13 protein-coding genes and 1 pseudogene are annotated in these 13,759 nt (G+C 44.5%); 1 reads left to right on the forward strand and 13 read right to left on the reverse strand.

Features of this window, described 5'->3' with window-relative positions:
• Positions 1–123: 123 nt before the first annotated feature.
• The 8 genes and pseudogenes from mdh to G9F50_RS08345 form a co-directional block, all read right to left on the reverse strand.
• Positions 124–1,062, reverse strand: coding sequence for a malate dehydrogenase (gene mdh / locus G9F50_RS08315; RefSeq protein WP_003152455.1), 939 nt, complete (start codon positions 1,060–1,062; stop codon positions 124–126).
• Between the two features lie 45 nt (positions 1,063–1,107).
• Positions 1,108–2,379 carry an NADP-dependent isocitrate dehydrogenase gene (gene icd, locus G9F50_RS08320; RefSeq protein ID WP_007408075.1) on the reverse strand — a complete coding sequence of 424 codons (1,272 nt, stop codon included), beginning with the start codon at positions 2,377–2,379 and terminating at the stop codon, positions 1,108–1,110.
• A gap of 160 nt (positions 2,380–2,539) precedes the next feature.
• The gene (gene citZ / locus G9F50_RS08325; RefSeq protein ID WP_060562721.1) at positions 2,540–3,658 is read right to left on the reverse strand and encodes a citrate synthase; all 1,119 of its coding nucleotides are present in this window, start codon (positions 3,656–3,658) and stop codon (positions 2,540–2,542) included.
• Positions 3,659–4,371: 713 nt separating this feature from the next.
• Positions 4,372–4,566 (reverse strand): hypothetical protein, encoded by a 195-nt coding sequence (locus G9F50_RS08330; RefSeq protein WP_060562722.1) that lies wholly within the window; start codon positions 4,564–4,566, stop codon positions 4,372–4,374.
• A 287-nt stretch (positions 4,567–4,853) separates the two neighbouring features.
• On the reverse strand, positions 4,854–5,291 hold the full coding sequence (locus G9F50_RS08335) for a hypothetical protein (RefSeq protein ID WP_015240368.1): 438 nt from the start codon (positions 5,289–5,291) through the stop codon (positions 4,854–4,856).
• A gap of 156 nt (positions 5,292–5,447) precedes the next feature.
• A pseudogene (locus G9F50_RS20460) lies at positions 5,448–5,584 on the reverse strand (peptidoglycan-binding domain-containing protein); the annotation flags it as partial.
• Between the two features lie 185 nt (positions 5,585–5,769).
• Positions 5,770–6,180, reverse strand: a complete 411-nt coding sequence (locus G9F50_RS08340; RefSeq protein ID WP_015240369.1) for a YjdF family protein — start codon at positions 6,178–6,180, stop codon at positions 5,770–5,772.
• A 419-nt stretch (positions 6,181–6,599) separates the two neighbouring features.
• Positions 6,600–7,064 (reverse strand): DUF441 domain-containing protein, encoded by a 465-nt coding sequence (locus G9F50_RS08345; protein ID WP_003152447.1) that lies wholly within the window; start codon positions 7,062–7,064, stop codon positions 6,600–6,602.
• Between the two features lie 97 nt (positions 7,065–7,161).
• Between G9F50_RS08345 and ytvI the strand changes: the two genes are divergently transcribed.
• Complete coding sequence (gene ytvI, locus G9F50_RS08350) at positions 7,162–8,277, forward strand: sporulation integral membrane protein YtvI (protein WP_060562723.1); 1,116 nt, start codon at positions 7,162–7,164, stop codon at positions 8,275–8,277.
• A gap of 31 nt (positions 8,278–8,308) precedes the next feature.
• On the opposite strand, the gene G9F50_RS08355 is transcribed toward ytvI, so the two are convergent.
• The 5 genes from G9F50_RS08355 to accD form a co-directional block, all read right to left on the reverse strand.
• On the reverse strand, positions 8,309–8,692 hold the full coding sequence (locus G9F50_RS08355; protein WP_012118168.1) for an FxsA family protein: 384 nt from the start codon (positions 8,690–8,692) through the stop codon (positions 8,309–8,311).
• A 110-nt stretch (positions 8,693–8,802) separates the two neighbouring features.
• On the reverse strand, positions 8,803–10,560 hold the full coding sequence (gene pyk, locus G9F50_RS08360; protein ID WP_007408069.1) for a pyruvate kinase: 1,758 nt from the start codon (positions 10,558–10,560) through the stop codon (positions 8,803–8,805).
• Positions 10,561–10,599: 39 nt separating this feature from the next.
• Complete coding sequence (pfkA, locus tag G9F50_RS08365) at positions 10,600–11,559, reverse strand: 6-phosphofructokinase (protein ID WP_007408068.1); 960 nt, start codon at positions 11,557–11,559, stop codon at positions 10,600–10,602.
• Positions 11,560–11,750: 191 nt separating this feature from the next.
• Complete coding sequence (gene accA / locus G9F50_RS08370; protein WP_025285100.1) at positions 11,751–12,728, reverse strand: acetyl-CoA carboxylase carboxyl transferase subunit alpha; 978 nt, start codon at positions 12,726–12,728, stop codon at positions 11,751–11,753.
• Positions 12,713–13,585, reverse strand: a complete 873-nt coding sequence (accD, locus tag G9F50_RS08375) for an acetyl-CoA carboxylase, carboxyltransferase subunit beta (protein WP_003152441.1) — start codon at positions 13,583–13,585, stop codon at positions 12,713–12,715. The genes accA and accD overlap by 16 nt, the downstream gene beginning before the upstream one ends.
• Between the last annotated feature and the right edge of the window lie 174 nt (positions 13,586–13,759).

Here is a 13,759-nt window from a genome sequence, read left to right on the forward strand (position 1 = left end):
GCCCGTTCAGACAATTCGCCTTTTTGATCATTTTCAGAGAAAGGATCGCTCAGGGAAAAAGAAAACGCTTTCATTAATTGTAAAAAGAGGAAGGCTTCTGATTCGGAAGCCTTCCCTTTTTTCTTATGACAATACTTTCATCACGTTTTTGACAGATTCAACTGATTTACTCAGCTGCGCTTTTTCATAGTCTGTCAGTTCAAGCTCGATGATTTGCTCTAGGCCGTTTCCTCCGATAATTGTCGGTACGCCTAAGTAAATGCCTTCATGACCGTATTCGCCTTCTAAGTAAGCGATGGTCGGAAGCACGCGGCGCTGATCTTTCAAAATGGCTTCTACCATTTCAGTCAGTGATGCAGCAGGCGCGTAGTAGGCGCTTCCGTTGCCGAGAAGGTTGACGATTTCCCCACCGCCTTTTCTTGTGCGTTCTACTATCGCATCAAGACGGTCTTTCGGGATAAGCGTTTCAAGCGGAATGCCGCCCGCATAGGAATAACGGACGAGAGGAACCATGTCGTCACCGTGTCCGCCAAGAACAAAACCGGTCACATCTTTTACAGACAGGTTTAATTCTTCAGCGACGAATGTTCTGAATCGCGCAGTGTCAAGCACTCCGGATTGTCCGATGACGCGTTCTTTCGGGAAGCCTGATTCTTTGTACACCGCATATGTCATCGCATCAACAGGGTTTGTCAATACAACGATAATGCAGTCAGGAGAATATTTCACGATCTCACGTGTGACGCTTCTCATGATTTTTTCGTTTGTAGATACGAGATCATCACGGCTCATGCCCGGTTTTCTCGCAATTCCGGCTGTGATGACGACGATATCAGAACCGGCTGTGTCCTCGTAGTTGGACGTGCCTGTGATTTTCGCGTCAAATCCTTGAACCGGACTTGCTTCGAGCATGTCTAGCGCTTTTCCTTTTGTCGGGTTTTCTAATTGCGGAATATCAACGAGCACAACGTCTGCAAGCTCTTTTTGAGCTGTAAGAAAGGCTGTTGTCGCTCCCGTAAATCCTGCTCCGATAACAGAAACTTTACTGCGTGTTTTTCCCATGATTCTCTTCTCCTTTTTTGGCTTCATTAGAAGTCTGCTTTAGGTTCAGTCCATGTTTTTGATTAGCTCTTCACCAAACTCTGAACATTTCACTTCAGTTGCACCGTCCATTAATCTAGCAAAATCGTACGTTACTACTTTTGAAGCAATCGTTTTTTCCATAGATTTAATGATCAAGTCAGCAGCCTCATTCCAGTTCAGGTGTTCAAGAAGAAGCACTCCTGAAAGGATGACGGATGACGGGTTGACTTTGTCAAGGCCGGCATATTTAGGAGCCGTTCCGTGAGTCGCTTCGAAAATCGCATGCCCTGTTTCATAGTTGATGTTCGCTCCCGGCGCGATTCCGATTCCGCCTACCTGAGCGGCAAGCGCATCAGAGATATAGTCTCCGTTTAAGTTCATTGTCGCCACGACGTCGAATTCGCTCGGACGGGTTAAGATCTGCTGAAGGAAAATATCAGCGATGCTGTCTTTAACGATGATTTTCCCTGCCGCTTCCGCGTCGCTCTGCGCTTTATCAGCCGCTTCTTTTCCGTCTTTTTCGACAATGCGGTCATATTCAGCCCAAGTGAATACTTTATCTCCGTATTCTCTTTCGGCAAGCTCGTAGCCCCAGTTTTTAAATGCCCCTTCAGTGAACTTCATGATGTTTCCTTTGTGGACAAGCGTGACAGACTTACGGCCGTTTTCGATCGCATACTCAATGGCAGCTCTGACTAAGCGGCTTGTGCCTTCTTCAGAAACAGGTTTGATGCCGATTCCTGACGTTTCAGGGAAACGGATTTTGTTAACACCCATTTCATTTTGCAGGAAGCTGATCAGCTTTTCAACCTCTTCAGAACCTTTCGCATACTCAATTCCGGCATAAATATCTTCCGTATTCTCGCGAAAAATGACCATATCCGTATCTTCAGGACGTTTGACCGGAGAAGGCACTCCCGTGAAATATCTGACAGGGCGCAGGCACGTAAACAAATCAAGCTCCTGTCTCAGCGCCACGTTCAGAGAACGGATACCGCCGCCGACCGGTGTCGTCAGAGGACCTTTGATGGCGATGAAGTACTCTCTGATGTCTTCCAGCGTTTCGGCAGGAAGCCACTCACCTGTTTTATTATAAGCCTTTTCACCGGCATAAACTTCTTTCCACGTGATTTTTTTCTCGCCTTTATATGCTTTTTCAACAGCGGCTTCCAATACTTTAGAAGCGGCGTTCCAAATATCAGGGCCTGTGCCGTCACCTTCAATAAACGGGATAATCGGATTATTTGGTACGTTTAATACTCCATTAGAGACTGTAATTTTTTCACCTTGTGACACAATATTACCTCCCAGTATGTAATTCATATTTAGAAAACATTTTATTTTTCTTGTATAGAAAATAAAATGACTTTTCTCAAGATTCTATCAAAATTGTAAACCAATCCGGGCTTGATTAACAAGAGGCTAACGACATGAAAATCACCAGCCTCCCGTTTGATCAGGCTCTTTCATCAATCGGAACAAAAGTCTGCTTATCCGGACCCGTGTAATCAGCGCGCGGGCGGATGAGGCGGTTGTTATCGTACTGTTCAAGAATATGGGCGATCCATCCTGACATTCTGCTGATCGCAAAGATCGGCGTGAACAGATCGTGATCAATGCCGAGACTGTGGTATACAGATGCGGAATAGAAATCAACGTTAGGCGGGAGTTTTTTCTCCGACGTCACGATTTCTTCGACACGGATTGACATGTCGTACCATTTGCTTTCACCCGTCAGATTCGTCAGGCGTTTGCTCATTTCTTTTAAGTGTTTGGCGCGCGGGTCTCCATGCTTATACACACGGTGTCCGAAGCCCATTACTTTTTCCTTTTTCTCCATTTTGCTGCGGATATAAGGCTCGGCGTTTTCCACTTCGCCGATTTCTGTCAGCATTTTCATGACGGCTTCATTGGCTCCGCCGTGAAGCGGTCCTTTTAAAGCGCCGATGGCGGCAGTGATGCCTGAGTAAATATCGGATAAGGTGGCGACACATACTCTCGCCGTAAATGTTGATGCGTTCAGCTCATGATCCGCATGAAGAATGAGCGCTTTGTTAAACGCTTCCACTTCGATCGGAGAAGGCTCTTCACCGTTTAAGGTGTAAAGGAAGTTCTCCGCGATTCCGTACTCTTCCTTCGGTTCAACAGGATCAAGTCCTTTGCGGATTCTTGAGAAAGCGGCGACAATGCCCGGCACTTTCGCCTGCAGACGGATGGCTTTTCTGTAGTTCGCTTCCGGATTCATAACATCGGCTTCACTGTCAGTCAGACCGAGTAATGAAATCGCCGTCCGGAGCGCAGCCATTGGATGTACGTTATTGAGGGGATAGGATTTGAAGTGCTCAATGATTTCTTGTGGAACGGCAGCTTCTTTCGCAAGCTGTTTTTTCAGTTCAGCAAGTTCCGTTTTATTCGGCAGGCGCAGATGCCACAGCAAATAAATGATTTCTTCAAAACTTGCATTCTCTGTCAAGTCGTCAATATCGTACCCTACATATGTAAGGGTATCGTCGATAATAGAGCTTACAGATGATGTTGTTGCTACAACCCCTTCAAGACCGCGTGTTGCTGTCATATTCAACCTCTCCTTTTCAATCAAAATTCCCCTTTAAAGAGTATATAAAACATACGGCTTACTTAAAATGAGTCATGCAAACAATCCCTTTCCCCTTTAAGAAAATGCTTACATTTCACTGATTGCGGTTACATAACCGATATGCTTATAGAGGAACATAACAAATTCTTATAAGCTTATTTAAGTTTAAGCCTATTCTTATTATAAACAATAATCTGATTAATTTGTAGACTTTTAACTAAAAATGTTTTAAAAGCCCTATATATCAAGGTTTTGCGTTGATAAATTTAATCGCTAGCTTTCAGGCGCTTTGTAAAACCATGTATTCTCATGTTTTCAATTGGGGGAGTTTTGGAGGAGACTTTAAAAGGACAGGCGCGACAACTTCACCGCAAATTTAATCCCCTTCTTTACCGGAGAAGAGGGTTATTTTGTTTACTCGACTGAATCAATGTTCGGATCAGCTTCAGAAATCCATGTCTTGGTTTTAGTTGGCTCAAATTTTCTTATATATATCTTTTATCTTTGTTGTTACTTCGTATTTCGCTTTTGTGTATATAACGATCCATTTGTATTTTTCTGCGGACTTCACATAACCTGTTACCATGCTTATAAATGCAGCAGCCGCAGCCCCGCCTAAAAAGAGAAAAAACGAAAATACATGACAAAAAAAGATGCAGCCCTAAAAAGGCCACATCTTTTTTGTTTCGAAATCATGTTTGCAGTCGCGCAGCTAGTTGTATTACCTCGTTATCAGTTTTGGCTGCATTATGATGAAGGTGAGTCGTGTTTCCTACAAAAGCAATTACACCGAACGTAATAGCGAAAGCAGAGACAGAGAAACAAATTGCTTTTTTAATATTCATACAAACAATCCCCCCGCTGTATTTGAAGTTGAGACTCCCCATGCATTCCCCTCCTCCTCTTTTGATTTATTTTCCACTAATTTCTTATTTTCTGTAAACGAAAAAATACCGCAATTTTCCTAATTAACCGAAAATAACAAAAAATTGATAGCGATTTTGGAAATAGAACATCCATGACAATAAAGCACTTATATACACCCCTTGCGCGTGCTGAACTTACGATTTTGTCAAGTGTATTTATGCTATAAGAGAAACTAGAAGTCTACTTTTCGCCTTAAAAAGGAGTACAGAAATTATCTTCTGTACTCCTTCAAAATCTAAATAAGAAATCAATCTTGAGATAAATAAATCCAATTTATATCGTCAAATTCTTTGATAACATAATCTGATCCTATACTACGTAAAATTCTATTAAAAAAAATGATGTCATCTTCATCATCGTAATCATATAAATTCTTTTGAACATATTCTTTAATAATAAAATTCGTTAAATTTGTATGATTAACAAATTCAGAAAAGTAAGATCTTATAAAAATTGAATCATCTTCATTTAATTTTTCATCATTAACAATTGAAATCTTAAAAACGTTTAAAATCGCATTAATATCTTCTTCGTCCATATAACACAGTGGTTCTAATTTTTTGTCTTCTTCTGTAAATGGCTTTCGAGTATCTTCAATTATTACGTAAGATAAAATGTTACCATCTTTCAGCACACGAAAAACTTCTAAATCACGTAATTTTAAAGCTCTATTAAGTGATAGCATTATTTCCCCCTACCCAAATATTAGAACCCAAATACTAACCTTAGATTCTTTAGTAATTTACCTCCTGTTACACCTATTTAAAGCTGCTATTGTTAGCACATATGCAGGGTTCAATAATATACCAATCCAACTATATTTAGAAATTTTTTTCGTTCTTTATCTAATTTTTCCTGTTTCTTTAACGCTGATTTTCATCTTTGTCTTTGGCCAATAAATGCCGTCAGCAGTCATGCCGCACATGGACTGGAATCGTTTGACTGCATTTGCGCTGTTTTCGGGCTGTAAATATCCTCATCAAACCGTTCATCAATTGAAACTGACTCATTTACTGATATAAGTGAATTTAAATAAATGGCAGAAAAACCCTCCTCATCTCGAGAAGGGCTCTGACTTATACTTCTTTTTCTCTAAATCATTCCGAAGAAACAAACTGATGCCGCTCAACTTTTCAATCGAAGGGCTTCATCGGGCTCTCCAACTATTTTCCCCTATGCTTTTCTTTTGCTTTTTGTTTTCTGATTAAATATTTTTGTTCCTTTATTTTTTCTCTTTGTTTTCTATTCAGTTGTTTTTTCTTTTCTTTTCTTGCTTCAAGCTCCTGTTTTATCGCTTTTTGTGCCTTAGTTGATATCCCGATATTTTTCATTTCTTTAGAAGCTTGTCGTTGCAATCTTTTTGGGTTTAATTTCTTAGATTTTGCTTTAACACAAACCCCTTCTTGTTCAGTGTGGGAGAGAGTCTGTAAAAGTTGATTATTAACAAAATGCATTATTTCTGAATCCTTTGGCTCTTGTCCAAACAAATGACGAATTGCTCTTAATTTCCCATCATTCACAACTTCAATGACTCCTACCCAAAACTGACCATCGTAGTAAACCGTTAATTTCATAACGATTCCCTCCTCCTAAATTTACTGAAGAATGATGGACATCCCGAGGAGGGGAAGGTTACTGACATTTTAAATCATGCATCCGGACTACCAACCGAATTGTGTTTTTTCATTCTCATTATAAATTTAACAAACTTTCAAATTGAAGGAAAGGGTCTCTGCTTATTTTAACAACACTTCAAGTTTTGCTTTGGTATCAGCGCATAAATTCCATCAGCTTTTCATCCATTCATCATTGGAATTACTGCAATCGCTGTTTTCGCTCCATGTGCGCCGTCAATCCCGAAGTTCTTTGTTACATGGTAAGCCGCTTCATTCATCGGAATATTGCAAATGGCATTTGTCTGAACTACAAAATGCGCAAGTGCAAACTCTAATTTTCTCCACAAAAAAAGCAGCTTTACGCCGCTTTTTTTACTTTACGAGGTGAATATTTTAACGATTTGCATGGCCAAGTAGGCGATTCCGGCGCCGATTAACGGGCCGACGGCGACGCCTCCGAAAAGCGCGACGGCAAGTATCGTGCCGATGACCAGCGCCGTTGTAATATGAGGGTCGTTTTCCAATAAGGTGAGACCGTTTTTGGCGATTAAGGCAACCGCGATCCCGGCACCGAGAGCGATCCACGCATAATATGATTTCATCGCTTCTCCGAGCTGTTTAAAACCGATATCACCTGTGGCAATCGGCACTAAAACGGCGATTGTAATGACGGTGACCCCCCAGTTGATGCCTTTTGACTGAATAACCGGAAATAGTTTCTGATCAAGACCGACAGCTTTTATCACAATGAGAAAGCCGACGGCAAAAAGCAATGACTGATTTTTGGCTACCAATGCGATGGCCAGCAATAATAGTAAAAATAAATTCGCTTGTGTAAACACCCTGAAAGCACCTTCTTTCATCATATCTGTATTCATATCCTTTTTTTTGACGAATAAACTAATGTAATAGGACGTGCCGACCGAGAGGAGGATCGATGTGAATCCGCACTATGCAACTGTTTTTTTCCGCGCGCTGTTTGTACTCGCTGCGGCCGGCGGCGCTTTAGCGGCCGGTTACGCCTCATTTCCGTTAACTTATCCGTTTCTGATCGCCCTTATTCTGTCATCAGCGATCATTCCCGTAGTTGACTGGCTGGACAAACTGACGGGGCTGCCCCGGTCAGTCAATACAGTCATTGTCCTGGTCTTCTTTTTGCTTATTCTTCTCGGCGCGGCGACATTTCTCGTTGCGGAAATCATTTCGGGAACCGCCTATCTGGCCAAAACGCTCCCTCCTCATATCAGCGCCTTTATGACGTATTGTGAAGAGCTGTTCACTTCCCGCATTCAGCCATTGTACCACGAGCTGACCGTCCTATTTAACGGGCTGGAAACCAATCAGCAGGCATCCATCGTGACGCATATTCAGACCCTCGGTGATACAGCCGCTAAAAATGCGGGGCTGATGCTTTCACATCTTTTGGAGCTGGTGCCGAAATGGATTGCCTTCCTTCCCAATACAGCTGCCGTCTTCATTTTCGCAATGCTGGCGACTTTTTTTATGACAAAGGACTGGCATAAGCTGAAGGCGCTGCTTTATTCCATTCTTCCGGAACGGGTTTCGGCAAACGCCAAGGCCGTATCGGGAGAGCTGAAAAAAGCGATGGCAGGTTTCATTAAGGCGCAGGCCGTGCTCATACTTTTCACGATGATCATTGTCTTTATCGGACTTTTTCTTTTAGGGATTGAGCATGCGGCAACCATCGCCTTTTTTATCGGCCTGGTGGACCTTCTCCCGTATCTCGGCGCCGGGTCGGTCTTTGTTCCCTGGATTATGTATTTGGCCATTGCCGGTCAGCTTCCTCAAGCGATCGGTCTCGGTGTTTTATATATTGTGGTTCTCATTCAGCGCCAGCTGACGGAGCCGAAAATTTTAAGCAAGTCAATCGGACTTGATCCGCTTGCGACCTTAATCGCCCTGTTTGCCGGCTTTAAATTGTTCGGAATTTTAGGACTGGCTGCGGGGCCCGCGCTGCTCGTTTTCATTCAGGCCTTTATCACAACGGGCGCTTTAAAAGAAATATGGGCCTATATTACTGTTCAGCCCAAATAAAAACAGCAGCCCTGTAAGAAGGCTGCCGTTTTTATTTGATAATGATCCGCTTGTTTTTTGACATTCCTCTCAGCCATTTGAACAAAAGCGGCTTCATGCGGTTCCGAGTGAACGGAATCAGAAGACAGGCCCCTGCAATATCGGACAGAAAACCCGGAAGCATCAAAAGCAGGCCTCCGAAAAAGACGCATATTCCGTCAAGAAGCGCTTCCCCCGGCATTTTGCCGTGCTGCAGGTCGCGCATCACCCGATGATACACATCGGTTCCCTGTCTTTTTGCCACCAAGGCGCCTAACACGCCTGTCAAAATGATGAGAAGGAAGGTCGGAAAAATACCGAGCCATTTTCCCGCCAGCAGAAACAAACCGATTTCAATTGCCGGACACACGATAAACAGTAAGAATAACACTCTCATTTTTCTGCCCTCCTGCCCTTCTAAAAGCGCGTCACCGCCGGCATGGGAATAGGAAAATCAACCTAAAGACAAAAGAGAAGGGAGAACCCCCCTCTCTTTTTTAAAGCTGTTTAAAGAACGCTTGCGCGGCCTTCATACACAGCGCCGCGGGCAGCGTCAACTGTGATAACCTGTCCTTCTGTTAAAACTGAAGTCGCGTTCTCCAGACCGACGATAACCGGAATGCCCAAGCTTAAACCGACAACGGCTGCATGGCTTGTCAGACCGCCTTCTTCAGTGATGAGCGCTGATGCTTTTTCAAGTGAAGCGATCATGTCGCGGTCAGTGCTTGAAGCAACCAATACTGCGCCGTCTGTCATTTTTTGTTCAGCTTCTTTCGCATTTTTTGCAACAACGACCGGACCGAATGCAGATTTGCGTCCGATGCCTTGCCCTTTCGCGATAACGCTTCCGACAGTGTGGACTTTCATCAGATTCGTCGTGCCTGATTCACCGACAGAACCTGCTGTAATGACAATCAGATCACCGCGTTTCACGATGCCGCTGTCAAGTGATTTTTGAACCGCGTCTTCAAGCATTTCATCGGTTGAATTCGCGTTTTGGCCGCTTGCCGGAAATACGCCGAATACAAGGCCGAGTTTGCGTGATACAGACTCATTAACCGTAACGGCTACAATCGGAGCCTGCGGACGGTATTTCGCGATCATACGCGCCGTATGGCCGCTTTCTGTAGGGGTAACGATAGCTGCCGCACTCAGATTGATCGCCGTGTGCGCAACTGATTGGCCGATCGCATCGGTAATCGTCATGCCGACCTGATCTCTGCGTTTAGACAGAATTTCTTTGTAGTTCAGAGATTCTTCCGTGCGTGTGGCGATGTTAAACATTGTTTGAACCGCCTCGACAGGATATTGTCCCGCAGCCGTCTCACCGGAAAGCATGATAGCATCTGTGCCGTCGAAAATGGCGTTGGCAACGTCACTTGCTTCAGCGCGTGTCGGGCGAGGGTTGCGCTGCATGCTGTCAAGCATTTGTGTCGCAGTAATAACCGGTTTGCCGAGCGCGTTGCATTTTTTGATCATTTCTTTTTGCACGAGCGGCACTTCTTCGGCCGGAATCTCTACGCCGAGGTCTCCGCGCGCTACCATTAAGCCGTCAGATACTTCCAGGATCGCATCCAGGTTGTCCACGCCTTCCTGGTTCTCGATCTTAGGAATGATTTGAATGTCAGACGCGTTATGCTCTTCAAGCAGTTCGCGGATTTCCAGGACATCCGTAGAACGGCGTACAAATGACGCAGCGATGAAATCAACGCCTTGCTCGATACCGAATACGATGTCTTTGGCGTCTTTTTCAGTAATTCCGGGAAGGTTGACGCTGACGCCGGGAACGTTTACGCCTTTTTTATTTTTCAGCGTGCCGCTGTTTAAGATTTTTGTTTTGATTTCGTGTTTTTCCGGATTTGATTCTAGCACTTCCAATCCGATTAAACCGTCATCCAACAGGATGATAGACCCTGCTGACACGTCGTCTGCCAGGCCTTCATAAGAAACTGAGAATTTTTCAAGCGTTCCCAGCACCTGTTTCGTAGAAACGATAATTTCATTTCCCGCCTGAAGCTCAAGCGCGCCGTTTTCCATATCGTGCGTGCGGATTTCCGGACCTTTCGTATCGAGGAGAATCCCCACGTTTTTGCCGAGCTTTTTGCTTGCTTCTCTGATGTTTTTGATTCTTGCGCCGTGCTCTTCGAAATCACCGTGTGAAAAATTCAGACGAGCAACGTTCATACCCGCTTCCATCAATTTTGTCAGCATTTCTACACTTTCACTGGCCGGACCGATTGTACAAACGATTTTTGTTTTTTTCAACTCGTTCACTTCCTTCTGAAATCTTCAGCTTCTTCCGCCTTAAATAGACAGTTCTTTTGAAAGCTGATACATGTTTGGTTCAACAGTATGTTTTGATTCTAAAATTTCTATAATATCATGGTCTACAAGCTTGTTGTTTTGTATACCTACGCAGCGTCCGCCTTTTCCTTTAAGCAGAAGCTCAACCGCGTAAGCGCCGAGGCGGCTTGCAAGAACCCGGTCAGAAGCGCTTGGAGATCCGCCGCGCTGGATGTGCCCTAAAACGGATACCCGTGTTTCAAGGTTCGTTTCTTCTTCGATGCGTTTTCCGAATTCAACCCCGCTGCCTACCCCTTCTGCAACGATGATGATACTGTGTTTTTTGCCGCGGTCGTGCCCTCTCTTCAAACGGCCGATAATTTCCTGCATATCGTAGTCCGCTTCAGGAATTAAAATTGATTCCGCTCCGCCTGCAAGACCTGCCCATAAAGCAATGTCGCCCGCATGGCGCCCCATCACTTCAATAACGTATGTACGCTCATGAGACGTAGCGGTGTCACGGATTTTATCAATCGCATCAATTACGGTGTTTAACGCCGTATCAAATCCGATCGTAAAATCAGTTCCCGGGATGTCATTATCTATCGTACCCGGTACACCTACACACGGAAACCCGTGTTCCGTTAATTTTTTCGCACCCATGTATGAACCGTCTCCGCCGATGACGACAAGACCTTCAATGCCGAGTTTCTTTAAATTTTCGATTCCTTTTTCACGGCCTTCAACTGTTTTGAATTCAGGACATCTGGCCGTATACAGCTTTGTTCCGCCGCGGTGGATGATGTCACCGACCGAACCAAGCTCCAGTTTCTCTATTTTTCCGCTGATTAATCCTGAATAACCGTTATAAATTCCGTACACTTCGACGTCGTGGTAGATAGCTTTCCGCACAACCGCGCGCACCGCAGCGTTCATACCCGGGGAATCCCCGCCGCTCGTTAAAACTCCTATACGCTTCATTTCCTATTCACCTCAGCAACATATATATGTTAAACATATCATGATCATTGCCCTAAAACAATGAAAAGGGACGCCTGAGCTCCCATGAAACCTTACCTATTATACAATTAAATAAATTGTTTTTAAATAAAATTTAAGGAATATCACAAAAATCACAAAAAATAAACGTGAGCCATAGGCTTCACGTCTATTCAGTTTACCCCGATATATTGATCTTCAACCGAAACTTTCCCGATTGCTTTATATTTTTCATAGCGCTGTGAGATCAATTCTTCGGCGTTCAATTGAAGAAGAGATTTTAACGTTTCTTTAAGTATACCGTCAATGTAGCCCGCCTGCTGCTTGATATCGTGGTGAGCTCCGCCCTTCACTTCTTTAATCATATCGTCAATAATTCCTAATTCTAATAAATCGGGCGCAGTAATCTTCATGGATTCGGCCGCTTTTTTCGCAAGGCTGGAGTCCTTCCACAAAATGGACGCGGCTCCTTCAGGAGAAATAACGGAATACGTCGAGTTCTCAAGCATCAGCATGCGGTTGCCCACACCTAACGCAAGCGCGCCTCCGCTGCCGCCTTCCCCGATGACGATACAAACGACAGGCACTGTCAGGCCGGCCATCTCGAACAGGTTCTTGGCGATGGCTTCACTTTGTCCCCGTTCCTCCGCCGCTTTACCCGGGTACGCTCCCTTCGTGTCGATGAAGCAGATAATCGGGCGGTTGAATTTATCCGCCTGCTTCATGAGACGAAGCGCTTTGCGGTAGCCCTCAGGGTGAGGCATCCCGAAATTGCGGACAAGGTTTTCTTTCGTGTCTTTTCCGCGCTGATGTCCGATAACGGTGACCGGCATGCCGTGATATTTGGCGACTCCGCCGACAATCGCCGCATCATCTCCGTATGTTCTGTCTCCGTGGCACTCAAAAAAGTCGGTAAACAGGTATTGAATGTAATCAAGCGTCGTCGGCCGGTCGGGAAGGCGTGCGATCTGCACTCTGTCCCACGGCTTCAGGTTTTTATAAATCTCATCCTGAAGCTTGCTGAGCCGGTCTTCAAGCCTTGCGATTTCAGCGCTTAAATCCATCTCCGAATCTTGGGTGAATTTTTTCAGTTCGGCGATTTTCGTCTGCAGTTCAATCACTGGTTTTTCAAATTCTAATCTTGCAGCCACTCATGCTCACCTCCTGTTTGGTGCATGTCCAGCAGAAATGCGAGTTTGTCTTTCATGTCGTTTCGGTGAATCACCGCATCAAGCTGGCCGTGCTTTAATAAAAATTCCGCCGTCTGGAAATCTTCCGGCAGTTTTTCCCCGATCGTCTGTTCAATAATACGTCTTCCGGCAAATCCGATCAAGGCGCCCGGTTCAGCGAAATTATAATCACCGAGAGACGCGAAACTGGCCGATACGCCGCCTGTCGTCGGATGGGTCATGACAGAAATAATCAATCCCTGCTCCTCACTGAACAGTTTTAATGCAGAGCTTGTCTTTGCCATTTGCATAAGGCTTAAGACCCCCTCCTGCATACGTGCGCCGCCGGAAGCGGTAAAGATGATAAACGGGACTTTTTCCTCTTTTGCTTTTTCAATTGCAAGCGTGATTTTTTCGCCGACAACCGAACCCATGCTGCCCATTCGGAATGTTGAATCCATGATCGCGATCACGGCAGGGAATCCGCTGATGGTTCCTTTTCCGGTAACCACCGCTTCATTCAGCGATGTTTTCTCACGGTCTTTTTCGATTTTTTCTAAGTATTCCGGGAAACCGAGCGGGTTTTCAGATATCATTCCCTGGTTGAATTCTTCGAATGAATCTTCATCCAGGAGGCTTTCAATGCGCTGCTTTGCATTCATCGGGAAATGGTGCCCGCAGTTCATGCAGACGCGCAGGTTTTTATCTAACTCTTTTGTAAGCATGATTTTTTTACATTTGGGGCACTTTGTCATAATGCCTTCCGGAACATCATGTTTTGCCTGCTCAGACGGCACGGAAGCATATTTTTTCTTTTTTGTGAATATATCCTTTAACAAATGATTACCTCCCTTTTGTGAAGGGTTCTCTTCACTGCATGTCTTCCGATTAGATAGACTTAATAATAACTTTACCGAAACTATTGTACTTTTTTTGTCAAACGGTGTCATCCTCCATTCGACATTTTTTGCTGCAAAACAGACGGAAACGGACGGATTTCATACCGTAAAAAG

Source organism: Bacillus sp. EKM206B (assembly GCF_011066015.1).
Lineage (GTDB): Bacteria > Bacillota > Bacilli > Bacillales > Bacillaceae > Bacillus > Bacillus velezensis.

What these genes read in the sequence shown, in the direction of transcription:
- citZ (WP_060562721.1), bottom strand. Translation starts at nt 3,658, where the DNA reads ATGACAGCAACACGCGGTCTTGAAGGGGTTGTAGCAACAACATCATCT.
- G9F50_RS08355 (WP_012118168.1), bottom strand. Translation starts at nt 8,692, where the DNA reads ATGAGAGTGTTATTCTTACTGTTTATCGTGTGTCCGGCAATTGAAATC.
- mdh (WP_003152455.1), bottom strand. Translation starts at nt 1,062, where the DNA reads ATGGGAAAAACACGCAGTAAAGTTTCTGTTATCGGAGCAGGATTTACG.
- G9F50_RS08335 (WP_015240368.1), bottom strand. Translation starts at nt 5,291, where the DNA reads ATGCTATCACTTAATAGAGCTTTAAAATTACGTGATTTAGAAGTTTTT.
- pfkA (WP_007408068.1), bottom strand. Translation starts at nt 11,559, where the DNA reads ATGAAGCGTATAGGAGTTTTAACGAGCGGCGGGGATTCCCCGGGTATG.
- G9F50_RS08330 (WP_060562722.1), bottom strand. Translation starts at nt 4,566, where the DNA reads ATGGGGAGTCTCAACTTCAAATACAGCGGGGGGATTGTTTGTATGAAT.
- G9F50_RS08340 (WP_015240369.1), bottom strand. Translation starts at nt 6,180, where the DNA reads ATGAAATTAACGGTTTACTACGATGGTCAGTTTTGGGTAGGAGTCATT.